This window comes from Psychromicrobium xiongbiense (assembly GCF_030271165.1).
Taxonomy (GTDB): domain Bacteria; phylum Actinomycetota; class Actinomycetes; order Actinomycetales; family Micrococcaceae; genus Renibacterium; species Renibacterium xiongbiense.
On the sequence record NZ_JASSZH010000050.1, the window covers coordinates 1 to 22,929 of the forward strand.

Genomic DNA, 22,929 nt, shown 5'->3' on the forward strand with positions numbered 1-22,929 from the left:
CTCCCAAAAACCAAACGTCTAAGCATTAACGACACGCGACACTAGTGTGCGGTTTGATCGGATTTCTCAGGAACGAGTTCTGCAGTCCATCGTCGACACCACCCTGGACAAAATCCAGAACATCAAAGCAGCCTTCGACGCCCTCCGGAATCGACTAGGACGGACGCCCAGCCTCTTGGACTTCTACCGATTTGAGTCCGTCGATCCAGTGCTGTTGGCAACAAAATATGAGAACTACCAGACGCTTGTAGCAAAACTGACAAAGGTTCCGAGCAGCCTTTCCCATGTTCAGGATCGCCTATTAGCTTTGTTGTCCTGTGAGGTTCTTCCAGCCAAGCGGCTGCATGAAGTTGTGCTCCTCAAGTCGCTGTTGGTCCATGGGAGACTTAGCTACGAGGAGATCCGGCGCCTCTTTGAGGAGACCGGGCTCAAGCACGATGATCTGCACGTCGGAAGCTCCATCAGAACGCTGACTTTGAGCTTCAATACAGAGGCAGAGCAAAAGAAGTACGTGTACCCAGCCGCCCATGTCCGCGGCGAGCAGGTCGTGGAGTTGACGGCGGAGTTCGGTGACAACTACCGGGATTCCGCCGCATTTTCTTCAGCAGTGGACGATCTTCTCAATACAGCCCAGGCTCTCATTTCTGATCGATACACCGAGGGTCAGCCGTTCGTCGTGGGCAAGCAATACTCTCGAAAAGATGCCTGTCGGCTTTTGTGTTGGCCCAAGAACATCACCTCGACCATCTACGGATACAAGGTAGATGCGCTGACTGCTAGTTGCCCAATCTTCGTGACCTATCACAAATCGGGTGAGATCACCGCGAGCACCGACTACGGCGACGAGTTACTGGATCCCTCGACGATGCATTGGTTTACCCGAAGCCGTCGAAAGCTCACCAGCGGCGAAGTCGTTCCGATCGTTGCAAACAGCGTGGCACTCCACGTTTTCGTCAAAAAAGACGACAACGAGGGAAGCGACTTCTTCTACCTGGGGCGAGCCTTGTCGGAAGACGCCGTGGAGTCGACCATGCCTAACGACGTTTCGCTGAGTGTCGTACAGATGAATCTTCGGTTCGAGTCACCTGTTCCCTCTGGGATCTACGACTACTTCAACCCCAGCATTGCTCAGGTTTGACGTCAGCTGGCCAGGGAGGAGCAAACCCACCCACCCGTTGACTTCCGTCCCCTGCAGTGCTCGAGTTAAGCATGAGTCGGATCACCGCACACCTGTCGATGTCCTTGGACGGATTTATCTCCGGCCCTGACCAGTCGCTGGACAACCCAGTGGGCGTTGGCGGGATGCAGTTGCTTCACTGGCATTCGAGCCAGCACGCCGCAGATGCCGCCGCTCTGGATGAGCTCCTGAGCCCAATGGGCGCATTCATCATGGGGCGCAATATGTTCGGCCCGATCCGAGGTCCCTGGACCGGTGACTGGAGGGGTTGGTGGGGTGACGAACCGCCGTACCACTCCCCGGTTTTCGTCCTGACCCGCTACGCGCAGGACCCCATCGAGATGGCCGGTGGCACCACCTTCCATTTCGTCACAGGAGGCTTCGACGCCGCACTGGCTCAGGCCCGGGAAACCGCAGACGGCCGCGATATCCGGATCACCGGCGGCGCCTCCACAGTCCGGCAGGCTCTCGCCGCCGGGGTGCTCAATGAGCTCTACCTCGACATCATTCCGGTAGCGCTGGGCCACGGCGAAAGCATCTTCGACGGGCCAGCCTCCGCCCGCTTCACCCCGCTGGACGCGGCGGCATCGCCCGTTTCCACACACATTCACTACCGCGTCAGCTGAGCCCGCGCCCTCAATATCTACCCAGGCTGTCCATCAGGTCCTGAGCCAGCAGAGCCGTGGCCACAGAAACCTGCTCTGGGTCGCCCACCCCTTCTTCGGCTCGGCCAGCCATGGCCGAGCCGGTAGCATCTGGCCCTGTGGCGAAGTGTTTGCCCAAGGCGTCCAAAGCCTCTCGCGTCACCTCGGAACACAGCTCCGCGGCAAGGAGCCCGCGGAAGGCCTCGCTGAGCTCGGTTGTGTCGATAGCCCGAAGTAGCCGGTAAATATCATGCGCATCCTTGTCGTTGAGCCGGTGGGGCGAGTCCATTCGTTCAACGATCTTGTGCACCTTCGCGACCAGCAACGCGGCAGGACCGGCAACCTTCGCCGGGATTTCACGAAAATCCGCGGCGTCCAACGCAGCTACCGGCAGGACGCGATAGTCGACCACAGCTGCTTCCAATCCGCGGGCACGCCGGGTAGCAGTCTTGCTGTGGGGTGGAATCCTGGCGCCCCTTGTCTGCTTGTTGCCCGGTCCCGCCAAGTCCTCCGGCACCATCAGATCCACCGGGATGCCCTCGGCGTTCACCCAAGCACCGGGGTTTCCGGATGCCGCAGGGAAAAACCCGGCAGACTTCATCGCCGCGTCAAGGGTCGGATCATCCACAAGAGCCCTCGGGTCCAAGGCAACGTCACTGTCTTTGGTGGCCTCAGCCAAGGCCACCTCAAGGCCTCCGGTCCAGAGATATACCGCCTGTGCACCGATGACGACCACGGCGTCGCGTTGCGAACTCAGCGCCCCCAACACATCCAAAAGCGCGGAGCGCGCTCGGACAAGGAGATCCCTCGGATCACCGCCAGCGCTGGACATTGCGCCCCATCCATTCCATCAATTCCTCCGATTCGGCTGGGGCTCTGCCGGGGCCGCGCATCAGATCCACGGCAGCCTGGGTTGGTGCCACCAGACGCAGTCCGTCGAGTGCGGTGATGGTGCGCTCCATCACCGCGGGAATACGCGGGTGCGCAATGAGAATATTTGCTCCGGTGTCTGTGGGTCTGAGTCCCCAGGCATCGGCCGCCCGTTCAGGATGGGTCGCATACAGCGTGGCGGACCGTACCGGCGCATACTCTGACCACACCGATGCCGCCAGCGAACCCGTGAAGGCATAGTCGTCCTCGGCTCCTTGCCGAACCCGGCTCAGAAAGTCCGGCACACCTCGCGGAGCGATCCACCGGGTGACCGCATTGGTCTTCAGGAAGCTATAGTCCAGGCTCCAACGCCGCAGAATGGCAGCCCAGTCGGGAACACTGATTAGCCCCCGGGGAGCTCCGCGTTCCAGAAGGCCCTCCGCATCCAGAAAATCGATCACTCGATAGACGGATCCGGTGGAGGCCTGAGAAACCGCTACAAGATCACGAATCTTCCACGGACCCTCAAAATCGACCAGGGCACGAACAACTTTTGCAGCGGGTTCCCCCTTTAGAGCCCCCAGAGGACGGCCAGGACCACGCCAGGGATCACTGTCCTCACCACGGCCGGACACCAACAACGCTGGCTTGTCAGAATGAATCAGCACATTGCCCGTGAGGTCCAGATAGGACCGCCCCGCGGCGTCTAGTTTCTCCCGCACCGATGGCGATAGGTAGCGCGCAACCAGGACCCCGACCCTGCCGGGAGCACCGTTGAGAGCGGCTTCCATTCGAAGACCTGCTGCAGGTAGGCCTCTGGACTCGAGGACGGTCTGCACGTCGAACAAAAGGTCCACGCGAGTACCGCCGGGCGCCTTGATCACGCCCAATACATCTGCGTCCGAGTCCAAGCTCCGCGGGATGGCAACCTCAACCGACCAGGTCTCAGGAAGGAGCTTTCGGAGCTGAGATTCCAGCTGAGTGAGAATCTCAGCTCCTTGTGGAGGAGCATCCTTGATTGCTGACATGTTCAGATAATACCAATATTCCGTCGCCTACGGAATACTTTAATTATCCGAACCTTCGAGGCTGAGCCCGCGATTCCGCGAAACCGAGATCCGCAAAACCGCCCAGGAACCGCGCAGACCCGGCCCCGGGAGCCCCGCCAGAAAAACTACGACCGTGAGTACTCGGACGCTTCCCGGACCTGCTCCGCAGTTGGCCGTACCCCGGTGTAGAGCACAAACTGCTCCTCCGCCTGGATCGCAATGACCTCAGCGCCCGTGATGACTTTCTTGCCAGCCGAACGCCCAGCCCGGATGAGCGGCGTCTCCGCCGGCAGCGCCACGACGTCGAACACCACTGAGGCAGCCGCCACCACTTCGGGCGCAAAGGCGAGCACCTCGGCATCGGCCCCCTGCATGCCCAATGGCGTCACGTTCACAATCATCTCGGCCCGCAACTCGCCCACCGCAGGGACCCAGCGGAAGCCATACTGCGCAGCCAGTGCCTTGCCCGCCACCTCATTCCGCGCCACCACCGTGACGTCACCGAACCCAGCATCACGCAGGGCGGCCACCACAGCCTTTGCCATCCCACCGGCACCCTGCACCAGAACGGTCAAAGATACCGGCACCGCATGGTCGGCCAGAAGCCGCTCAATGGCCAGGTAGTCGGTGTTGTAGGCGGTAAGCACGCCGTCATCGTTGACAATCGTGTTCACCGAAGCAATGGCCTCCGCCGAAGGATCCATACGGTCCACCAGCTCAATCACGGCTTCCTTGTACGGCATGGACACCGCGGCCCCACGAATCGGCAGCCCGCGGATCCCGCGCACCGCATCGACCAGATTCACCGGGGCGAAAGCCTTATACACATAGTTCAGCCCCAATTGGGCGTACAGGTAGTTGTGGAATCCGGTGCCGATATTGCTGGGCCGCGCGGCCAGCGAGATGCACAGGACGGTGTCTTTGTTCACGGCTGCAGGAATTGACTCAGGCATGCCACCATCATGGACCATCCGGCCCGAGAATGCCTCCTCAGAACTCCTCCTCGCGTACCCTTTCCGCCAACTCGAGTTTGGTGCGGGTGGGCCAGCCTGCCTCGGTGTATTTGCGCTTGACCCGTTCCAGATACTCCCGTGCCGTCCCGTAGGCTACACCCGCCTTACGCGCCGTGGCCGCCAGCGTGGCTCCCGAGGCATAGGTGCGCAGCACCAGCGCCTCCTGAGCGGAGAGTTGTGGACGTTGCGGCCGGGAGTCAGTGCTGAGCAGGAAGGCCAGCTCCGGACTGACCGCCAGCTCCCCACGCGCAGCTGCCCGGATGGAGTCGACCAGAGTCGGCAGATCGTTGTCCTTGGTGATGTAACCAGCGGCTCCTGCCTCCACCGTCGCCAACACCTGGTCCTGGTCCGGAATGGTGGAAACCACCAGCACCGCCGCACCAGTGGCAGCCACAGCGCGGACGTTCTCCGCAGGTGTGCTGCCATCCCTCAGATTCAGATCCAGCAGCACCACCTCCACCTTCTCGCCCGAGCCCACAAACGCCTGCACGGTGGCCTCGGTGCTCACCAGCTGTAGATCCGCCAGCGGTTCCAGCCAGGCACGCAGGCCCTGGAGCAGCATCTGATCGTCATCGATCGCGGCGATCCGAAGCGGCGGCGTGGATTCCACGCTCATGCGGGCCACCTCAGTTCAACGCTCACTCCCTGCCCCGGGCTGCTGTCAATCACCGCGATTCCTCCCACCTCGGCCATGCGTTCCTGCACAGAATTCGTCAAACCCATCCCGGGAATCATCAGGGACGGCTCAAAGCCCCGCCCCTGATCGGCAATTGTCACGCTGACGCCAGTGCCGCCTGATCCCCGTGCCGTGACCCAGGCCTGGCTTTGACCTGAATGTTTAACCACATTGTTCAGGGCCTCCCGACAGGCTTCGCGAAGAGCCACCAGCACGTTCCCGGGCAGCATCTCGGGGAGATCCGCCACCTGATGATGCACACGCAGCCCCAGCACCGCCTGCTCCCGCCCCACTGTGGCAAGTTCACCCTGCAGACGACTGGCGGCCGAGCGGTCCGCCGAGGAAATAATCGACCGCAAGTAGTCGGCATCGGCCGCACACCGCCGCTGTACCTGCGGATCCGAGGTGTCGAGGCTCCCGCGGGCCATCGCACTGAGTGTCGACAACACCGTGTCGTGAAGGGTCCGGTATTGCCGGGTGCGTTCGGCATTCTGCCGCTCTTCGACATCGCGCCAGGCCTGTAAGGACGCCAGCTCTGCCTCCCATCGCAGCCGCTCCTGCGAACGCTGTGCGGCCTCCTGCCGCAGCAACCAGCTCACCCAGCACGCCAGCCCCGTCACCACTGCGAGCAGCAGTACGGTGGACAGATAGGTGCCCCACCAGCCGCCAGGCCCGGCAGCTTTGATCAGCAGCCCCGGCAAGGCGCCAAGCCCCAGTGCACCACCGAGACCCACGATGACGCCCGCAACCCAGCGCAGGGGCAGCCAGACAGCGGCGGCTACACCGGCGCCCAGCAGGCACGGGATCGCTGCATTCGCCCAGCTCAGCGCATCCCAGGGATAGCACGCCAGCCCGGTCAGTAGTGTGCCCACGGCCACCAGCACCGGATCGATCACCGACGCCCAGCCCGGAAGCCTCTCCCGGCTCAGCACCAGGGTCACCCAGACGACGGTCCAGACCGCGATCAGCCCGAATCCGGCGAGCGCCAACGGCATCCGCTCCACCCCGGAACCGACGCCCAGCAGCAGGCTGGCCGGCCAGATCAGCAGTTGAACCAGCCGGAGCAGGGCAATGCCCCTGGCCAGACCCAGTTGCACGGGCTGGTCACGATGCAGAGCAGGTACAGCATTCATCAGAAAACTATTCTTTCCTCAAAGGACTCACATAGTCTGTAGGCAGAACTGCTGACAGCACAATATCCGTCATGACATCGGCACGCCCAGCTGAGAGTCTCAAGGTGTTCTTCGGCAACGGGCGCACCGGGGCCGAGCACCTGCAGAGATCTGCGTAGATTTGCTTAGAAAGGTCCGATTCCCATGAAAACGTCCTCTTACTCACAGTGGACCCGTGTTGCTGTCCTGACGCTGAGCCTCGGCAGCGCGTCGCTGGCCCTGGCCGCCTGCGGACCCGGTGGCGCGCCCCAAGGGGCTGCAGGCGGCACAGTCTCCGCGCCCTCGGCCAGCACCCCGTCGTCCAGTTCCCCGTCGGCGAGTGTCCCGTCATCGCCGTCCGGTACTGTCAGCCCCCTCCCCAACAAAGGCGCCTCCCCCACCAGCACCGGCTCCGCATCCGCAGGTTCGGTGGTGAACATCCAGTCTGCCTCCAGCACCCCGGGTGTCACCACGCTGCCGGGAAGCACCACCACCGTCACCATTCCGGCTGCCACGCCGGGCGCGGCCACCATCGACGCGGGCAGCACCAAACAGGTCACCGGAGACGCGCAGACGGTGCAGCTGACCTGCGCCGGGGGTGATATCAGCATCGAGGCAAACGCCAGCTTCATCACCATTGCCGGGAAATGCCATTCCATTACCGTGAAGGGCTCCGCCAACACCCTCAAGGTTGCCGATGCGGACACCATTACGCTCGATGGCGTTGGCCACGGGCTGACCGCCGGAATAGTCGGCGCCCTATCGCTGACTCAGGGCCCTTCGAGTGCCACGCTGGTGGCCGCAGGCCTGGTCACGGTCACAGGAAGCGGCCATTCCGTAGAAACCGGACAGGTCAATTCGGTGACCATTGACGGCAATGCCAATACCGTGACGTTCGGCGGCCCCACCCCGCTCACCACCGTCAAAGGCGCCGGCAATGCTGTCACACCAGCCTGATTCCGGCCCGGGAGTAGGCTCAGGAGTCGGCCAGGGCCTGGGGCTCGCCGCCTTCATCCTGGCGCTCTGCGGCTTCGCCGTCCTACCACTCATCCTCGGCCTGGTAGCGGTGCACCAATCGCGAAGCGTTGGCCAGGTCAACGGCTTCGGCCTGGCCGGCGCCATTCTGGGTGGGCTGGAGTGCGCAGCCATCGTGGTGACCCTGCTGGTGACGGGCCTCGCCATCTGGTGGGCCATCGGCCACCCACGCTGACGCACACGCGTCATCAAGCTCAATCCAGTTCGATCCAGTTCAAGACAAGCCCCCGCACCTCGTAAACTGAGGCGAGCGCTGAACAGCGACAGCATTGCCGGACTGCGAGGGGCGTGGGCATGAAGATCGAATTTGCCGAATCGGCGCAATCCAGTCTGGGCGTGGAATGGGAACTGGCCCTGGTCGATGCCGAGACCGGAGAGCTCACCCCCAAGGCCGATGAGCTGCTCAGCACCGTCCACGAACTCGACCCTGATCTGGCGGTGGACGGCGAACACCCGCACGTGACCCGCGAGCTGCTGCTCAACACCGTGGAACTGGTGACCGGCGTCTGCCATACCGTCGCCGAGGCCAAGGACGACCTCAACCGCTCCCTGCAACTGGTGCGCCGGGCTGGCGAGCAGCACGGCGTCGAGCTGCTCTGTTCCGGAACCCACCCCTTCAGTCACAGCCGCGCTCAGGCCGTGACCAACAAGGAGCGCTACGCCAAACTGATCGACCGCACCCAGTGGTGGGGTTCGCAAATGGTCATTTACGGTGTGCATGTGCATGTGGGCCTGGATTCCGTGGCCAAGGCGATGCCGGTGCTCGATGGCTTGGTTAATTACTTCCCGCATCTACAGGCGCTCTCCGCCTCCTCGCCGTTCTGGAATGGTGAGGATACCGGTTACGCCTCGCAGCGCACACTGATGTTCCAGCAGCTGCCCACTGCCGGTCTGCCCTTCCAGTTCCCTGAGTGGTCCGGGTACGAGGACTATGTGCAGGACATGCTCACCACCGGCGTGATCGACGCACTGAATGAGATCCGCTGGGACATCCGCCCGGTTCCGGGGCTGGGCACCATGGAAATGCGGGTCTGCGACGGCCTCTCCACCCTGGAAGAAGTGGGCGCGATCGCCGCGCTGACCCAGTGCCTGGTCCAGTCCTTCTCCGACACGCTCGATGCCGGCGGCACCATCCCGACGATGCCACCGTGGCATGTCCAGGAAAACAAGTGGCGCGCGGCCCGGTACGGGCTGGACGCGATCATCATCCTGGACGCACAGTCCAACGAGCGGCTCGTCACGGATGACCTGTACGACCTCCTGAACCGCCTGGAACCGGTCGCAGCCAGGCTGGGCTGCTCCAAGGAACTGGCCGATGTCGAGAAGATCATCCGTCGCGGCGCCGGTTACCAGCGTCAACGGCGGGTGGCGGCGGAACATCAGGGCAATCTGCGCGCCGTCGTCCGCGATCTAGTCGCTCTGTTGCGCGACGGGCACCAGGACTAGCTTTTCAGAGCTGCACCTGTTTTACAGCTGCACTGTCTGCACCGGCAGCGAGGAATCCGGGGCAAAATCCAGGCTGGACGGCGCCGCCCCGGCCATCACCAGTTGCGATCCCAGCGCGGCGACCATGGCCCCGTTGTCGGTGCACAGGGATACCGGCGGGATGAGAAGTTCGATGCCGGCCGCGGCGGTCCGCTCCGCCAGCAGGCCTCGGAGCCGCGAATTGGCGGCGACCCCGCCGCCGAGCAGTAGCGTGGTGATCCCGTGTTCCCGGCAGGCCAGGACCGCCTTCGAGGTCACCACATCCACCACCGCCTCCTGGAACGAGGCTGCCAGGTCCGCGACCGGCGTCGGCGTTCCTGCCGCCTCATCGGCCTCAATTCTGCGGGCTACAGCGGTCTTCAGCCCGGAGAAGGAGAAGTCGTAGCGGTGCGGCCCGGGCTGTTCCGCGGTGCCCATGTACTTGGGAGCAGTCAGCCCGCGAGGGAACTTCACGGCGCGCGGATCGCCCTCCCGGGCAAGCCGGTCGATCGCCGGTCCGCCCGGATACGCCAAGCCAAGAATCCGCGCAATCTTGTCGTACGCCTCTCCCGCGGCATCATCGATCGTGGAGCCGAGCAGCTCCACGTGATCGGTCAGGCGATGTACGCGCAGAATCTCGGTATGCCCACCGGAGACGAGCAGAGCGCCCAGGTTCTCCGGCAGCGAGCCGCCATTGAGCAGACCCACACCCACATGCGCCACCAGATGATTGATCGCATAGAGCGGCTTGCCGGTGGCGAGCGCCAGTGCCTTGGCCGCGCTCACGCCGACCATCAGCGCCCCGGCCAGGCCGGGACCAGCGGTGACGGCGATGCCGTCCAGCTCCTCCAGTGTGACGCCCGCCGTGGCGAGTGCCTCCTGCAGCGTCGGGACGAAGGCGTCCAGGTGCGCGCGAGACGCGATCTCCGGGATAACCCCGCCAAAGCGGACATGCTCGGCCATGGAGGAGGAAACGCTGTTGGCCAGCAACTCGGTTCCGCGCACAATGCCGACGCCGGTCTCATCGCAGGAGGATTCGATGCCGAGGACGAGCGGGGTCATGAGATCTCCTGTTTCTTATCCTGCGTCGTCACTGCGTCCAGTTCCAGCCGCATGACCCACGCGCCCGTGCCGTCGCGGTAGTAGCGGGGACGGGTGTGGATGTGAACAAAGCCGAAACGCAGGTACAGCTGCTGCGCCCGCGGGTTGTCCTCGCGGACCTCCAGCAGCACCTCGGTGGCGCCGCGCTGGTGCGCCTCCTCCAGCAGCGCCCTCATCAGGGCGGTGCCGAGCCCGTGCCCCTCCCACTCCGGGATGACGGCGATGGTCTGCACATCGGCGACCGGGGGAAGACACATAAGACCGGAGTAGCCAATGATGCCGTGGTGATCGTGTTCCAGGATCAGGTAGCTGCGGCTCGGCTGGGCCAGTTCATCGCCGAACATCCTGGCCGGCCAGGCGTCCAGCGGGAAGAGCCGTTGTTCCAATGCAACAACGACCGTCAGATCGTCAGGGACCATGGGGCGCAACGTGACGCCCTCTGGAAGATGCTGGTTTTCAGGCTTCTGACTCATGAGACGCGCTTCCGTGGGCCAGGTACCTGTGCATCGGAGCCCCGCAGATACAGCGGCGTGGTGTCGAGCAGCGGAGCCCAGGGCGAGTCTGCGGCATCGTGGCTGGCGTTGCTGTTGGCGTTGTGGCCGTTGACGTGGCTGGCGTTGTGGCGGCGGAGAATCTGCGCGGCCACCTGACCGAGCGAGGCAGCCTGCGGCTGGGCCTGGGCGAATTCCGGCACGTCCCTTGATCCCAGTTGCTCGGCATACAGCCCGGCTCCCGCGCCGTACACAGGCAGATCCGCAGGCAACTCGGAGGCAGCGGCGACAAAGGGTCCAGCTACCAGACGGCCGACGGCGGTGTAGCGCGCCCAATAGACCTCTTTGCGGCGGGCATCCGTCGCCACTAGGAAATCGCCGTCCCCGCGAGAGTTGCTGCGAGTCGCGTCCCAGGCCAGGGCATCGAGGCTGCGCAGCCCGTACAGGGGAATCTGCCAGACAAAGGCGAGTGTTCGCGCGGCGGCGATGCCGACCCGCAGGCCGGTGAAGGGCCCTGGCCCCACGCCCACCACGATCCGATCCGGCCTACCATGTGCGTCGACCAGATCAGCCACCGCACTGGCCAGGACCTCTGCATGCCGCCGGGTGTCCGGGGAGCTGAAGCTGGCTACCAGCCGGCTGGTGCCGTCGTCGGCCTGACCCTCTTCGACCGACGGGGCGTCATCGTCCAGAAGGGCCGCGGAGGCGATGGCGGAGGTGTCGAGGGCAAGCAGCACCCTTCAAGTTTAGGCGGTCGCTGGAGGGGAGGTGCTCGATGCGCCGTCGTAGGGCCGCTCAGGAGCAGATGGTCAGTGGTGTCCCGTGACGAGCGCCCAGATGAGCAGCCAGACTGGAGCGGTGGATCCGATGACGCCCAGTGCGACGGACCAGCCGAAGGTGCAGTGCAGGCTTCGCCGCTGTTCCTGATCCAGAGCCGGCTTACGGAGAGTGAACCAGAGAATGCCGCTGAAAATGATCAGCGAGAGGACCGCAGCCAGGGCCAGAATCCAGAGGTACAGAAGATCGACGGGGAGGCCTGTGCTGAGGGCCGGGTTCCAGACCCAGCGAATCAGGCGCTCAATGGAGAAGATGTTGACGACAATCAGCGTCGACACCAGGCTGTAGAGCTCGCGACGTCGCCTCACATCCCATTCCGGTTTCGCTGCAGCCCGTGCCGCGATCAGTTCCGTCATGTCGTTCCTCCGGGAGGTCGCAATCGACTCGTCCGGCCCTCACGGGCCGAATCCTTTTGATGGAGTAAGCCTACGCGCGGGCATGGAGGATTTCCAGGTTCCAGGTTCCAGGTTGTTAGGTTCCGGGGCAGCCCCAGGACTTGGGATTCTGGATGCAGGTGTCCTGAACGTAGCGGACGACTGATCGCCACACCTGCAGGACGAGGTGGTTAGTAGGAAACACACCCTGACCGGGGATCGGCAGCACCGGGCCACCGTTCACTGAATAAGTCCCCGTGAACGTCGTTTTCACACTGGCCGTGTAATCGAGAGTGTCCTGATAAACATGACTGGTCGGCGTGGGCGTGATCCCCACATCCTCCTGCCTGAGCAGGTACCCCGCACTGGCTTGAGAGCCCTTGCTGGCCCCATCACCATAGCTGAACGTGTACGCGACCGGAGTCGCATCAATATGGACTTTCTGGCCTAGCAGGGTGAGGTCGAAGGCTTGTATGGCAGCGGTGACGACGAAATTCGTATCCGCACCCTTGAGCGTCTTCGGACCCGGCTGAGACACCAGAGTCCCACCGTTGATCGGCTGCCTAGCGAACTCCGCCTGAATCTGAGCCGCAATCTGCTCCAGAATGTCCTGAGGTTTCTGGTCGTAGACACAGGTCGGGATGCCTGCTTTTTGCCAGAGGGGTGGCTCGAACCCCTTGATGGCAGTGAACCACTGAACATAAGTGCCGTTAGTTCCGGCCGTGCAATTCGACTTCAGCTGGGACTGGCAGAACGCATTCGCATCACCACTGTTCTGAGTGTCAGCCTGACAGAGCACCTCAAACCGATACACATTCCCCGATTCAGGAACCACCGCATTCGACGCACCCCACACTGGGTGTCCATCGGCATCGATCTGAACGTACGTCTCGACTCCTCTGTCGCCCGTTCCCCACCAGGAATCTGCGGCAGCCACGGATGTGCCGAGCCCCATGGAAACACTCAAGATCAGCAGGATTGCAAGAATACGCTTGAGCTTGGCATCCCCCATCCCTGGATTCACCCGATCCGCCCAATGTTTACAACTCTCCATTGCCCGGACACGAACGTCGCATCGATCACGTCCCCGCGTGCAACCAACTCGGGATGTGGGCTGGGCATCGAATGATCTTGGCGCACATCGCCACCGGCTTTCTGGTCGAATTGAACCAGCGCCTGAAAGACGCCACTCGCGGTCTTGACTAGGTTGGGCTTGGTGGCGCTGACAACGACGAGCCCGCCTGCGCGCCAATTGCCCTGAATGTACAAGTCCACAAGGTCAGAGAAGGAACCGTTGCAGCGGGAACACGAATAGTCCGTTATTTCCTGAACCATCTGAACGTCCCCCGTTTCTTGCAGATAGTTATACGCCGCGTACCAGTACCGGACGAACGCGTCGAGGCCTTTTTCAGAGAACTCATCTGCCAGCGCAGGCTTCACGGGCTTCGGCACGTTCTGCGCCGGACCATTCAGATCTGCTGGTTTGTAAGGTGCTGCGACTGCGGTGGTGGTCGATGGTGCCGAGGCTGATGGAGAAGCAGAGGAAGCCATGGGTGTCGAGGGTGGTGACGTTGCGGGCTCGGATCCGCCGGAACACCCGGCCAGCAAACCCAGGACCACCATCAGTGCCACCACGGCGCCTGCGCGCTGCAGGGAACCAGCCGTCATCGAACGCTTCCTCGCCACATCACGCTTCGCGGTACGTCGTTGCGTTCCTGCCATGGGCCCACCTTCCGGGTTAGCCCATTGGATGGTCAACTGGGCTGAGTCCACCCTACGGTCACATCAGAGCAAAATGACAGCCCTCACACAGAAATGTGGATAAGTTTCCAGGGACCCGCGACTCCCAGTGATCCCGTCACCAGATCCCGCCTCATGGAGCCTCCAGGCGGGACCTGCTACCAGGTCCCGCCTCACACGCCGGTCAGGCGGGACCAGGTGACAGCACCCACAACCTCAGCCCGCCAGCACGCCCAGATCCACCCCGGCCCAGCGCGGCCCCACGGCCTGGATCTCGATCTGCCGGACTTCCTCGTCCTCATCCAGCTCCGGGTCAGGGTCCAGAGCGGAAGGCCCCGCCACACCCAGACTCCGCACAAAACGCAGCCGCAGATAGGAGTCACTCAGGTGCTCTACCCGGTCCTCGCCCCACTCCACCACGGTGACCGAGCGGTCCAGGCTCTCCTCCAGATCAATATCGTCAATCTCGGCGGCAGAATCCAGGCGATACGCATCCACATGCACCAGATCCGGCCCGTTCACCAGCGAGGGATGAATCCGCACCAGCACGAACGTCGGCGAAATGATCCCGGGCCGAACCCCCAGCGCAGCACCCAGTGCCTGGGTGAAGGTCGTCTTCCCCGCCCCCAGTTCCCCGGAGAGGATCACCAGATCCCCAGCCCGCAGTAGCGGTGCAAGCCGTTGAGCGACCGCCCGGGTGCCGGCAGCGCTGTCCACCTCAATCAGCACGCCCGGGCTCCCCCGAAACCGATTCAGAAGAAACCGATTCGTTCAGGTACACCCGCGGCACCCGGGGCGCAATCCGGGTCACGATCTCGTAGTTGATGGTCCCCGCCGCGGCGGCCCACAGATCCACCGACGGATCCGGTTCCGCCCCGAAAAGCACAGCCTCCTGGCCCAGCACCGACCGCCCCTCAGCCACCGCGGCACCCGCACCGAGGTCCACCACCATCTGGTCCATGGCGATCCGCCCCACCACCGAATGCACGGTATCCCCGATGCGCACCGGACCGCCCGTCGCCGAGCGCGGAATCCCATCCCCGTAACCCATCGGGATCAGCGCCAGCGTGCTGGGCTGGGCGGTGCGGTAGGAGAGCCCATAGCTGACACCCTGGTCAGCCGGAACATCCTTGCATTGCGCCACCATGGTGGCCAGCGTCATCGCCGGTCGCAGCCCCAGATCTGCCGGGCTCTGCGTCGGAAAAGGCGAAAGACCATAGAGTCCGACGCCGGCCCGTACCAGATCGAAATGAGTGTCCGGTCGGGAAAAGATGGCTGGCGTATTGGCCAGATGACGCACCTCGACGTCCACCCCGGCATCCTCAGCAACGGCCACTGCCTCACGAAAGCGCTCCAGTTGCAGATCGGTCTCCGTGCGATGCGGCTCGTCCGCGACGGCCAGATGGGAGAAGATTCCTACTACCCGGAGCAAACCCTGATCCTGGTACTCCACGGCCTCCCCCACCAGCGAATCCCACAGCGCCTCGGTGCTGCCATTGCGACCCAGACCAGTATCGATTTTCAGATGAATCCTGGCCGGACGCTCCTCGCGCCGCGCGGCAGCCACCACATGTTCCAGTTCCCATCCGGAAACGCCCAGATCGATCCCGGCGGACACCGCGGCCGCGAAGTCGGTGGCAGGAGTGTGCAGCCAGGCCAGCAGGGGCGCCTCGATTCCGGCCCGGCGCAACTGCAGCGCCTCCGCAACGTGCGCGGTTCCCAGCCACTGCGCCCCCGCCTCGAGCGCCGCCCGTGCCACCGGCAGCATCCCGTGACCATATCCATCCGCCTTCACCACGGCCATCACCTGCGCGGGCGAGGCGACCTCTGCGATACGGCGCACATTGTGCCGGATCGCTTCTAAGTCGATCCGGGCTTCGCGCTCCGGCGCATGGACGGGAGGAATTTCGGCGGAAGTCACCCATTCAGTCTAGGTCGATGGCTTCGCCGGGGCCGCAGGCACGGTGTCGACACGAACCGTAGGCCCACCTACCGCGGCATCGGAGTAGTGCGCAATGGTCGCCGTCGCGCGCCGGGCCGCCTGGCACGGAACATCCTGCACCAACTCGCCCAGGAAGGCATAGCGGCGCAACCAGTGCTGCCGCAACCCCTCGCGCGAGGTGCTGACCCGGTCCCACCAGTCGGCGAGGTCCCCCCATCCCGGCGCCGCCAGCGAACCGCCCACCTGCTGCACGGAAAGCGAGGCACACAGGTTCGCGAAACTCAGCCGATCCACCAGCGGCCACCCCGCCAGCGAGCCCATGATGAACGCGGCACCGAAGCAGTCACCCGCACCGGTTGGATCCCAGGCCTGCACGGGCAGCGCGGGGACCCACTCTTCCTCCCCAGTGACCGAATCAATGGCCAGGGCGCCCTGAGCCCCTGCCGTCACTACGGCCACCGGCACCCGGTCTGCCAGCGCGTACAGCGCCGCCCAGGGGTCATCGGTCCGGGTGAACGCCATCGCCTCCGCCGCATTGGGCATGAAGGCGTGGAAGTGTTCCAGATTCGCCAGGGCGGCTTCGGGCCACGCTCCTGAAGGGTCCCAGCCGACGTCACCGAAGAGCTGCGTGCCGGAGCGCGCTGCCGCGAGCGCCCAGGGTTCCAGCTCCTCACTCAGACCCACGACGGCGGCCCGTGCAGCCGGCGGCGCGCCGCCCAGCAACTCGGTGGCGTTGCGTGGCGCAGGGTGGCCGTGGCTGATCATCGAACGGTCCCCGTGCACTGACAGCGACACCGTGACCGGTGAATGCCAGCCCGGGAACCGCTGCGACAGGCCCAGATCCACGCCCTCCTGATCGGCCAGGATTGACCAGTTGGCATCCCCATAGCCGTCATCGCCAAAGGCCGCAACCAGGCTGGTGCGAAGGCCCAGCCTGCTGGCGGCGATCGCCTGGTTCGCCACCCCGCCCGGGCAGGAGCCCATGCCGTCGCTGAAAACCTCGGTGCCCGGCATTGGCAGCTCCGCCAGACCGGTGAAGACCAGATCGAAGTAGACATCCCCGGTCAGCAGCAGATCGATGGCCGGCTGGCCGGGCAGGCGGACGGCGGCCAGCGGGTCAAACGCTTCGTGACGCGATTCCATGGGCCGAGCCTATCTGCAGGGTCCGACTCGCAACAGAGCCCGGCTGGACTGGCCCGAACTGCAAAGGCCCGAACCGGAGGTGAATCAGCGAGAATGGTTCTATGCGACTGACAATCGTGGGCGGCGGCGGATTCCGCGTCCCTCTGGTGTACCGTGCTCTGAGCATGGGCCGGCAGGCTGGCCTGATCGACTCGGTGATGCTCCACGATGTGGAGGAGAGCAGGCTGCACGGCATCCGGGCGGTCCTGGAATCCATGCCGTTCCAGGGGCCGGGCATTGAGGTCAGCACTAGCCTGGAGACCGCGCTCGATGCCGCCGACGTCGTCTTTGCCGCCACCCGGGTGGGCGGGGCTGCCGGGCGGGTCCACGATGAACGGGTCGCTCTGGATCTGGGCGTCCTGGGCCAGGAAACTACCGGCGCAGGCGGCATCAGCTACGCTTTGCGCTCCATCCCGTACATGCTCCATCTGGCCAGAACCATGCAGGAGCGGTGCCCCAGTGCGTGGCTGGTGAACTTCACCAACCCTGCAGGGATGGTCACGCAGGCGCTGCACCCGGTTCTGGGCCACCGCGTCATCGGGATCTGCGATTCGCCGATCGGGCTGGTCCGTCGGGCCGCCCGCGCCGCAAATTTTGAGCTTCGCGGGCTGGCGGGCGTCGACTATATGGGGCTGAATCATCTGGGCTGGCTGCGGGCGCTGCGCCAGCCGGTGCCGGGACAGGGTGAGGTCGATCTGCTCCCTGCACTGCTGGACTCCCCCGCACGGCTGGAGACCTTTGAGGAGGGGCGGCTCTTCGGTGCCGAGTTCCTGCACCGGCTCGGCTCGCTGCCCAATGAATACCTCTTCTACTACTACCGGCATTGGGAAGCCCTCAACGCGATCCGCTCTGTCGAGCAGACCCGGGGCGAGTCAATCGCCCAGGCCCAGGATCTGCTCTACCCCACCCTGGAAGGGCCTCAGGCCTTCGATCGTTGGGACCGTGCGCGCCGCGCCCGCGAGGAGGGGTACCTGGCGGAGGCCCGGGGTCAGTCCGAGGAGCGGGATGAGGCTGATCTGGTCGGTGGCGGGTACGAAGAAGTGGCGCTGGCGGCGATGAAAGCGCTGCTCACTGAGAGCGGCACTGGGCCCCGCGGTCCCGGACAGGGCAGCACCGAGTTGATCCTCAACGTCCGCAACGGAACCACCCTGGCTGATTTTGCCGAAGATGCCGTCATCGAAGTCCCCAGCAGGGTCGACTCGAGCGGTGCTCACCCACTCCCTCTGGACGCCCCCACGGGATCACAGCTGGACCTGATGCGGCAGATCAAGGCCGTGGAAACCGCCGTCGTGCGCGCTGCGACCTACGGCGAGCGTGACCAGGCTCTGCTGGCCTTCAGCCTGCACCCCCTGGTGGCCGATGCCGATCTGGCCGCCCGGTTGCTGAGTGGATACGAGGCAGCGTTCCCGGCGCTACTCGACCTGTGGGCGTAGAGCTCGCGGCAGCTGACCCTGCGATTCTGCGAACGAAAACGGAAAAAGCACCCGCGATTGCGGGTGCTTTTTCCGTTTTCGTTCGCGAAATGATCAGCGACTACCCCGCCATCGCCTTATTGGCGGCGTCCTGCGCTTTCTGCAGGTCCGTCACCGGCGCTCGGCCCAGGAAGATCTCATTGAAGATCGACTTCCAGGCGTTGGCCGCCGCCCCGTAGTTGGTGCCGATCGGAGCCTGGATCGTGGCACCCTGAGCGGCCTTGGCGAAGGCGCTGACATCCACATTCTTGGCTTTCCAGAAGGTGTTGTAGGAGGTCTGGGCCGCCGTCACGGCCGGAACCGCCGCACCCTCGGCACCGATCGCCGTCGCACCCTCGGTGGAACCGAGCCACTGGAGCACCTTGGTGGTTGCATCCTTATGCGTCGTCTTCGCATTGCCGGCCGCCACGATGTTGTTCACCACGGAGACCGCACCGGCCGGGCCGCTGGGCATGGCCGTGATGGCCCACGGGAACTTGGCCCCCTGGGAGACATTGGCCAGGTTGTAGGTGCCGGACTGGAACAGTGCGATCTTGCCCTGCAGGAACTGATCCCGCAGGAAGTCGCCATTGTCGTTGCTGTTCTCCGCCCCAGGGGACACGTGGTACTTGTTGATCAGATCCACGATGTACTGGAAGGCCTGCTGACTCTTCGTCGAGGCGAACACGAACTTCTCGCCATCCTGAAAGGCGCCGCCGTTCTGGCCGATGAAGTTGTAGTAGATCGCCTGCAGGTCCTGGCCGGCGTTGTAGCCGTACTGCACAATGTTTTTCGGATCGAAGGCCGGGTCATCCGCCGTGTGACCGGCGGCATCGAGAGTCAGCTTCTGAGCCGCTTTGAGGAAAGTGTCCTTGGACGGATCGGTGGGGTTCCACTGCAGGTTGTCCAGGGACACCCCGGCCTTCTTGACCATGTCCTGGTTGTAGTAGAGGCCGATGCCGCCGTCGGTGAGCTGCGGAACGCCCCAGAGCTGGCCCTTGCGGGTGTACTGATCGATAGCGGCTTTCACCCAGCCGGACTTCTCGCTGTCGAAGTCGCCGCCGATTGGCAGCAGATTCCCATTGTCCGCGTATGGGCTGAAGTAGGAGGAGCTGATCCAGGAGATGTCATCGGCATTGCCGCCGGAGACATCGGTGCGCAGCTTGTCGAAATAGGTCTTATACGGTTCCAGCACCGTCTTGACCTTGATGCCCGGGTTCTTCGACTCGAACTCCTTGAAGGAGGTGTCGTAGGCCTTCTGGACCTGGTCATCCCACAGGCGCACTGTGACCGTGGTGGTGCTGCCGGACGCGCCTGAATTATCGGCCGCGGGCGAGCAGGCCGTCGTGGTCAGCGCAAGGCCAACCACAACCGCCAGTGAGGCTTTTTGCCACAGTTTCATGGGATGCTCCTTATTTGAATCCGGTGATGGCGATGGACGAGACGATGTGTTTCTGGAAGATGGCGAAGAGGATCAACAGAGGCGCGATGGCGATCGTGGTCGCGGCCATCACGAGGGTCCAGTTGCCGTTGTACTGACTTTGCAGGCCGGCGGTGGCCACCGTGACGGTCTGCCAGGTCTTGCCGCTGGTGATCATCAGGGGCCAGAGGAAGTCGTTCCAGACGCTGACCACCGTGATGATGGTGAGCGTGGCGATGATCGGCCGGCTCAGCGGCAGCACGATGGAGAACAGGATTCGCCAGGTCCCTGCTCCGTCGAGTTTGGCGGCAGAAATCAGGTCTTCAGGAATGGATTTGAAATACTCGCGGAGCAGGAAGATCGCGTAAGGGGAGCCGAAGACGTAGGGCAGCACCAGGCCCCAGAAGGTATTGCGGATGCCAAGCACCGAGAACATCGAATACAGCGGAATCAGGGTCACCACCTGCGGGACCATCAGGGTGGACAGATACACCCAGAAAAGCCCTTCACGGAACCGGAATTCCAGCCGGGCAAAGGCATAGGCGGCCAGGATGGAGAACAACAACTGGCCCACGGTGATGACCAGGACCATCTGCGCCGTGACGACGACCGGTGCGATCATCGTGCGGTCCCCGCTGAACAGACGGGAGAAATTCTCCCCCGTCCACGGCGCGGGCCAGGACAGAGCTGGTTCGCTGGCAAACTGCACGGGAGTCTTGAACGCGGTCATCACGGAGAGGATGAACGGTGCCACGGTCACCACAAAGCCGATGAGCAGCAGCACATAAATGCCCAGGCGGGTTGGCATTGGCAGCCCCCGAGGCTTACGTGGGCGCAGGGGAACGTCAGCTGAGGTCATAGACGGCCCGCTTCCGGAAGTAGATCTGCTGGGACACCGTAAGCCCGACCAGCAGCACGAACAGCACCAGGGCCATCACGGAGGCCTGGCCCAGGTTGTAATCCTGGAAGGCCTTGGCATAAATCCGGGTGGCAATCACATCGGTGGTGCCCTGCGGGCCACCGTTGGGCGTCAGGGCGTAGATCGTGTCAAAGGCCTGAAAGCTCGAGATGAACCCTGTGGCCAGCACAAAGAACATGGTGGGCCGCAACAGTGGGAGTTTGATTCGCCAGAAGATCTGCCAGGCATTCGCCCCGTCCACCCGGGCGGCATCGAGCGTATCCCCCGGAATGGCCGCCAGGCCCGCCATGAAGAACAGCGTCACGTAACCCACTTTGGACCAGATGCTCACCGCAGCCACGGCGGGCAACGCCAGCACAGGATCGGTCAACCAGGAGACGTTCGCACCCAGCACGGCATTCAGCGCTCCCGAGGTGGGCGCGAAAATCCAGTTCCAGACCAGACCCAGGGCGAGCGGCGCACAGATCCAGGGGATGACGTAGATAACGCGGAAAAACGCGGATCCGGGCAGCCCCTGACTCAGCAACACCGCGGCAAAGAGTCCCAGACCGGTCTGGATCGGAATGACCAGCAGCACGAAAATCACAGTGACCGCGAGAGACCGGAAGAACCCCGGGTCGCCGAACACCTGCGCAAAGTTGTCCAGGCCCACGAACTTCGCCGGGCTGAGCAGGTCCCAGTGCTGCAGGGAGAGCCAGAGCACCACCAGAATGGGCAGCAGCAGAAAAGCCACGATGCCGAACAGGCTGGGAGCCAGGAGGGCGTAACCGATGCCGCTCTCACGTCTGGCCATGGGCCACGGGCTCCTTCCGATGGTCTCTCATTCTGCACTGGATTTTCTGCGCTCTGCGCAGGTTCACCGCTCCCGCTCCGCTACCAACCGACCAGAAACATCCGGCAATGGGAGAATAAGTGAAGCGTTGCAGTTATTCCCCAGTATTGCCCATTCCAGCTATCCTCTGCCGGTACTTTGGCATTCTTGCCGCGAAAGAGGCTCCCGTGCAAACACCACGTCACGTGGCGATGTATTCCCTGCATACCTCCCCGTTAGCGCAGGCCGGCTCCGGGGACGCCGGGGGACTCAACGTCTACGTGCTGCAATTGGCCAGAGCCCTGGCAGCCTCCGGGGTCCAGGTGGATATCTACACCCAGGGTGGCCATCCAGGAGCCTCCCCTGCCCCCGGGATCACCGTACGGCACGTCGGTCCGGCGAAGAGGCTACGCAAAGAGGAGCTTCCGGAGGCGCTGCCCGGGATCGTCGCCGAGCTGGCCGAGGCGGGGTCCCGCGGGGCAGAGCTGATTCACACCCACTATTGGGTCTCCGGAATGGCGGGGCTCTCCGTGGCCGATGCCTGGGACGTGCCACTAGTGCATTCGATGCACACCACGGCGCGCAGCAAGGAACGTCACCGGGCCACTGGCCAGGCTCCCGAACACTCCGCGCGGGCGGACGGCGAGGCGCAGATTGTGCGCCAGGCCTCCCGGCTGCTGGTGAACACCCGCTTTGAGGCAGAAGAGCTGGTCCAGGACTACGATGCCGCCCCAGCACGGCTTGACGTCGTCCCACCGGGAGTGGATACCCAGGTGTTCCATCCGGAGGGGCCGGCGCTGCGATGGGATGAGCCTGTTGTGGTGTCTTCAGGCTCAGTGCCCGCCCTGGAGCTGGTCTTCGCCGGGCGGCTGCAGGCGCTCAAGGGTCCGCACATCCTGCTCGGCGCCATGGCGCTGCTACGCACCAGCCGCCCCGATCTCTCACTCCGACTCACCGTGATCGGCGCCCGCAGTGGACCCCGGTCCTACGATGTCGAAGCACTCGCCCGCGAGTTCGGGTTGACCTCCCAGCTGCGACTGGTACCGCCCGCACCGCCCGAGGAGCTGGCACAGTGGTTCCGGGGGGCTGATGTGGTGGCCATGCCGTCATCGTCCGAGACTTTCGGTCTGGTGGCTCTGGAGGCTCAGGCCTGTGGAACCCCGGTGCTGGCCACGCGCATCGGCGGGCTGGTGGAAGCCGTCCGCGACGGCGAGTCCGGGTTGCTGGTCGATGGGCGTGCCGAGCGCGACTGGGCGGCCGCGATTGCCAGCCTGGCCGATGATCCGGCGCGCCTGGCGCGTTGGGGGCTGGCCGGCATCGTCCATGCCCGCCGCTACAGCTGGCAGAACACGGCCACGCTGGCCCTGGACAGTTACCGCCAGGCCCTGAACCGTCACCACCGCCGAGTGTCGAGATAACGCTGGAAAACCGCTGGAAAACAGCATGATCTCGACACTCGGCGAAGAGAATTACCCCATGGTCACCTCCAGCCTGTGGATAACTCATTTTGATGGGTGTAAAGAGTGCAGGATGGCACTATGCGCACTGCACGAGCCCTGAACCCGCAGCTCCACCACCGCTC

24 protein-coding genes are annotated in these 22,929 nt (G+C 63.9%); 7 read left to right on the forward strand and 17 right to left on the reverse strand.

The genetic code is table 11. The annotated features are described in order from the left end of the window. Positions 1-46 precede the first annotated feature (46 nt). Together QQM37_RS14195 and QQM37_RS14200 are read left to right on the forward strand one after the other, a co-directional pair. Complete coding sequence (locus QQM37_RS14195) at positions 47-1,138, forward strand: DUF3427 domain-containing protein (RefSeq protein WP_285728270.1); 1,092 nt, start codon at positions 47-49, stop codon at positions 1,136-1,138. A 71-nt stretch (positions 1,139-1,209) separates the two neighbouring features. Then, the gene (locus tag QQM37_RS14200; protein ID WP_285728271.1) at positions 1,210-1,803 is read left to right on the forward strand and encodes a dihydrofolate reductase family protein; all 594 of its coding nucleotides are present in this window, start codon (positions 1,210-1,212) and stop codon (positions 1,801-1,803) included. A 10-nt stretch (positions 1,804-1,813) separates the two neighbouring features. On the opposite strand, the gene QQM37_RS14205 is transcribed toward QQM37_RS14200, so the two are convergent. From QQM37_RS14205 to QQM37_RS14225, 5 genes are all read right to left on the reverse strand, one after another. After that, the gene (locus tag QQM37_RS14205) at positions 1,814-2,653 is read right to left on the reverse strand and encodes a GSU2403 family nucleotidyltransferase fold protein (protein WP_285728272.1); all 840 of its coding nucleotides are present in this window, start codon (positions 2,651-2,653) and stop codon (positions 1,814-1,816) included. Continuing rightward, positions 2,634-3,482 (reverse strand): hypothetical protein, encoded by an 849-nt coding sequence (locus QQM37_RS14210; RefSeq protein ID WP_285728273.1) that lies wholly within the window; start codon positions 3,480-3,482, stop codon positions 2,634-2,636. Before QQM37_RS14210 ends, QQM37_RS14205 begins: the two co-directional genes overlap by 20 nt. 383 nt (positions 3,483-3,865) lie before the next feature. After that, positions 3,866-4,693: a shikimate 5-dehydrogenase gene (locus QQM37_RS14215; RefSeq protein ID WP_285728274.1), complete on the reverse strand. Its 828-nt coding sequence runs from the start codon at positions 4,691-4,693 to the stop codon at positions 3,866-3,868. Between the two features lie 37 nt (positions 4,694-4,730). Continuing rightward, a complete protein-coding gene (locus tag QQM37_RS14220) occupies positions 4,731-5,369 on the reverse strand; it encodes a response regulator (protein WP_285728275.1) in 639 nt (212 codons plus the stop codon). Continuing rightward, positions 5,366-6,562, reverse strand: coding sequence for a sensor histidine kinase (locus QQM37_RS14225; protein WP_285728276.1), 1,197 nt, complete (start codon positions 6,560-6,562; stop codon positions 5,366-5,368). Before QQM37_RS14225 ends, QQM37_RS14220 begins: the two co-directional genes overlap by 4 nt. A gap of 183 nt (positions 6,563-6,745) precedes the next feature. Between QQM37_RS14225 and QQM37_RS14230 the strand changes: the two genes are divergently transcribed. The 3 genes from QQM37_RS14230 to QQM37_RS14240 all read left to right on the forward strand — a co-directional run bounded on the left by QQM37_RS14230 (position 6,746) and on the right by QQM37_RS14240 (position 9,061). Continuing rightward, on the forward strand, positions 6,746-7,537 hold the full coding sequence (locus QQM37_RS14230) for a DUF3060 domain-containing protein (RefSeq protein ID WP_285728277.1): 792 nt from the start codon (positions 6,746-6,748) through the stop codon (positions 7,535-7,537). Next, complete coding sequence (locus tag QQM37_RS14235; protein ID WP_285728278.1) at positions 7,518-7,790, forward strand: hypothetical protein; 273 nt, start codon at positions 7,518-7,520, stop codon at positions 7,788-7,790. The genes QQM37_RS14230 and QQM37_RS14235 overlap by 20 nt, the downstream gene beginning before the upstream one ends. A 119-nt stretch (positions 7,791-7,909) precedes the next feature. After that, the gene (locus QQM37_RS14240; protein ID WP_285728279.1) at positions 7,910-9,061 is read left to right on the forward strand and encodes a glutamate--cysteine ligase; all 1,152 of its coding nucleotides are present in this window, start codon (positions 7,910-7,912) and stop codon (positions 9,059-9,061) included. 21 nt (positions 9,062-9,082) lie between these two features. On the opposite strand, the gene tsaD is transcribed toward QQM37_RS14240, so the two are convergent. The 9 genes from tsaD to QQM37_RS14285 form a co-directional block, all read right to left on the reverse strand. Next, positions 9,083-10,141, reverse strand: a complete 1,059-nt coding sequence (gene tsaD / locus QQM37_RS14245) for a tRNA (adenosine(37)-N6)-threonylcarbamoyltransferase complex transferase subunit TsaD (protein ID WP_285728280.1) — start codon at positions 10,139-10,141, stop codon at positions 9,083-9,085. Continuing rightward, entirely contained in the window at positions 10,138-10,653 is a 516-nt protein-coding gene (rimI, locus tag QQM37_RS14250) for a ribosomal protein S18-alanine N-acetyltransferase (protein WP_285728281.1), read from the reverse strand. The genes tsaD and rimI overlap by 4 nt, the downstream gene beginning before the upstream one ends. Then, the gene (tsaB, locus tag QQM37_RS14255) at positions 10,650-11,408 is read right to left on the reverse strand and encodes a tRNA (adenosine(37)-N6)-threonylcarbamoyltransferase complex dimerization subunit type 1 TsaB (RefSeq protein ID WP_285728282.1); all 759 of its coding nucleotides are present in this window, start codon (positions 11,406-11,408) and stop codon (positions 10,650-10,652) included. Before tsaB ends, rimI begins: the two co-directional genes overlap by 4 nt. A 72-nt stretch (positions 11,409-11,480) precedes the next feature. Beyond that, positions 11,481-11,864: a hypothetical protein gene (locus QQM37_RS14260; protein WP_285728283.1), complete on the reverse strand. Its 384-nt coding sequence runs from the start codon at positions 11,862-11,864 to the stop codon at positions 11,481-11,483. 115 nt (positions 11,865-11,979) lie between these two features. After that, positions 11,980-12,837: a hypothetical protein gene (locus QQM37_RS14265; protein WP_285728284.1), complete on the reverse strand. Its 858-nt coding sequence runs from the start codon at positions 12,835-12,837 to the stop codon at positions 11,980-11,982. 65 nt (positions 12,838-12,902) lie between these two features. Then, complete coding sequence (locus QQM37_RS14270) at positions 12,903-13,604, reverse strand: DUF6318 family protein (protein WP_285728285.1); 702 nt, start codon at positions 13,602-13,604, stop codon at positions 12,903-12,905. Positions 13,605-13,838: 234 nt separating this feature from the next. Continuing rightward, positions 13,839-14,351, reverse strand: a complete 513-nt coding sequence (gene tsaE / locus QQM37_RS14275; RefSeq protein WP_285728286.1) for a tRNA (adenosine(37)-N6)-threonylcarbamoyltransferase complex ATPase subunit type 1 TsaE — start codon at positions 14,349-14,351, stop codon at positions 13,839-13,841. Next, positions 14,341-15,543, reverse strand: coding sequence for an alanine racemase (gene alr / locus QQM37_RS14280; RefSeq protein ID WP_285728287.1), 1,203 nt, complete (start codon positions 15,541-15,543; stop codon positions 14,341-14,343). The genes tsaE and alr overlap by 11 nt, the downstream gene beginning before the upstream one ends. Positions 15,544-15,552: 9 nt before the next feature. Beyond that, on the reverse strand, positions 15,553-16,707 hold the full coding sequence (locus QQM37_RS14285) for a PfkB family carbohydrate kinase (protein ID WP_285728288.1): 1,155 nt from the start codon (positions 16,705-16,707) through the stop codon (positions 15,553-15,555). Positions 16,708-16,808: 101 nt separating this feature from the next. Between QQM37_RS14285 and QQM37_RS14290 the strand changes: the two genes are divergently transcribed. Further along, a complete protein-coding gene (locus QQM37_RS14290; RefSeq protein WP_285728289.1) occupies positions 16,809-18,179 on the forward strand; it encodes a family 4 glycosyl hydrolase in 1,371 nt (456 codons plus the stop codon). Between the two features lie 100 nt (positions 18,180-18,279). Here QQM37_RS14290 and QQM37_RS14295 read toward each other — a convergent pair whose 3' ends face one another. Genes QQM37_RS14295 through QQM37_RS14305 form a run of 3 tightly spaced genes read right to left on the reverse strand, consistent with a single transcriptional unit; the run spans position 18,280 to position 21,329 of the window. After that, the gene (locus tag QQM37_RS14295) at positions 18,280-19,599 is read right to left on the reverse strand and encodes an ABC transporter substrate-binding protein (protein ID WP_285728290.1); all 1,320 of its coding nucleotides are present in this window, start codon (positions 19,597-19,599) and stop codon (positions 18,280-18,282) included. 10 nt (positions 19,600-19,609) lie between these two features. After that, complete coding sequence (locus tag QQM37_RS14300; RefSeq protein WP_285728291.1) at positions 19,610-20,425, reverse strand: carbohydrate ABC transporter permease; 816 nt, start codon at positions 20,423-20,425, stop codon at positions 19,610-19,612. Between the two features lie 37 nt (positions 20,426-20,462). Next, entirely contained in the window at positions 20,463-21,329 is an 867-nt protein-coding gene (locus QQM37_RS14305) for a carbohydrate ABC transporter permease (protein ID WP_285728292.1), read from the reverse strand. Positions 21,330-21,535: 206 nt separating this feature from the next. On the opposite strand from QQM37_RS14305, the gene QQM37_RS14310 reads away from it, so the two are divergent. Continuing rightward, entirely contained in the window at positions 21,536-22,765 is a 1,230-nt protein-coding gene (locus tag QQM37_RS14310) for a glycosyltransferase (RefSeq protein WP_285728293.1), read from the forward strand. The last annotated feature ends 164 nt before the right edge of the window (positions 22,766-22,929 follow it).

Excerpts from the sequence above, each read along its gene's own strand:
- QQM37_RS14200 (WP_285728271.1), top strand. The coding sequence starts at position 1,210 with ATGAGTCGGATCACCGCACACCTGTCGATGTCCTTGGACGGATTTATC.
- QQM37_RS14205 (WP_285728272.1), bottom strand. The coding sequence starts at position 2,653 with ATGTCCAGCGCTGGCGGTGATCCGAGGGATCTCCTTGTCCGAGCGCGC.
- QQM37_RS14210 (WP_285728273.1), bottom strand. The coding sequence starts at position 3,482 with ATGGAAGCCGCTCTCAACGGTGCTCCCGGCAGGGTCGGGGTCCTGGTT.
- QQM37_RS14215 (WP_285728274.1), bottom strand. The coding sequence starts at position 4,693 with ATGCCTGAGTCAATTCCTGCAGCCGTGAACAAAGACACCGTCCTGTGC.
- QQM37_RS14220 (WP_285728275.1), bottom strand. The coding sequence starts at position 5,369 with ATGAGCGTGGAATCCACGCCGCCGCTTCGGATCGCCGCGATCGATGAC.
- QQM37_RS14225 (WP_285728276.1), bottom strand. The coding sequence starts at position 6,562 with ATGAATGCTGTACCTGCTCTGCATCGTGACCAGCCCGTGCAACTGGGT.
- QQM37_RS14230 (WP_285728277.1), top strand. The coding sequence starts at position 6,746 with ATGAAAACGTCCTCTTACTCACAGTGGACCCGTGTTGCTGTCCTGACG.
- QQM37_RS14235 (WP_285728278.1), top strand. The coding sequence starts at position 7,518 with ATGCTGTCACACCAGCCTGATTCCGGCCCGGGAGTAGGCTCAGGAGTC.
- QQM37_RS14240 (WP_285728279.1), top strand. The coding sequence starts at position 7,910 with ATGAAGATCGAATTTGCCGAATCGGCGCAATCCAGTCTGGGCGTGGAA.
- tsaD (WP_285728280.1), bottom strand. The coding sequence starts at position 10,141 with ATGACCCCGCTCGTCCTCGGCATCGAATCCTCCTGCGATGAGACCGGC.
- rimI (WP_285728281.1), bottom strand. The coding sequence starts at position 10,653 with ATGAGTCAGAAGCCTGAAAACCAGCATCTTCCAGAGGGCGTCACGTTG.
- QQM37_RS14260 (WP_285728283.1), bottom strand. The coding sequence starts at position 11,864 with ATGACGGAACTGATCGCGGCACGGGCTGCAGCGAAACCGGAATGGGAT.
- QQM37_RS14265 (WP_285728284.1), bottom strand. The coding sequence starts at position 12,837 with ATGGGGCTCGGCACATCCGTGGCTGCCGCAGATTCCTGGTGGGGAACG.
- QQM37_RS14270 (WP_285728285.1), bottom strand. The coding sequence starts at position 13,604 with ATGGCAGGAACGCAACGACGTACCGCGAAGCGTGATGTGGCGAGGAAG.
- QQM37_RS14285 (WP_285728288.1), bottom strand. The coding sequence starts at position 16,707 with ATGGAATCGCGTCACGAAGCGTTTGACCCGCTGGCCGCCGTCCGCCTG.
- QQM37_RS14290 (WP_285728289.1), top strand. The coding sequence starts at position 16,809 with ATGCGACTGACAATCGTGGGCGGCGGCGGATTCCGCGTCCCTCTGGTG.
- QQM37_RS14295 (WP_285728290.1), bottom strand. The coding sequence starts at position 19,599 with ATGAAACTGTGGCAAAAAGCCTCACTGGCGGTTGTGGTTGGCCTTGCG.
- QQM37_RS14300 (WP_285728291.1), bottom strand. The coding sequence starts at position 20,425 with ATGCCAACCCGCCTGGGCATTTATGTGCTGCTGCTCATCGGCTTTGTG.
- QQM37_RS14305 (WP_285728292.1), bottom strand. The coding sequence starts at position 21,329 with ATGGCCAGACGTGAGAGCGGCATCGGTTACGCCCTCCTGGCTCCCAGC.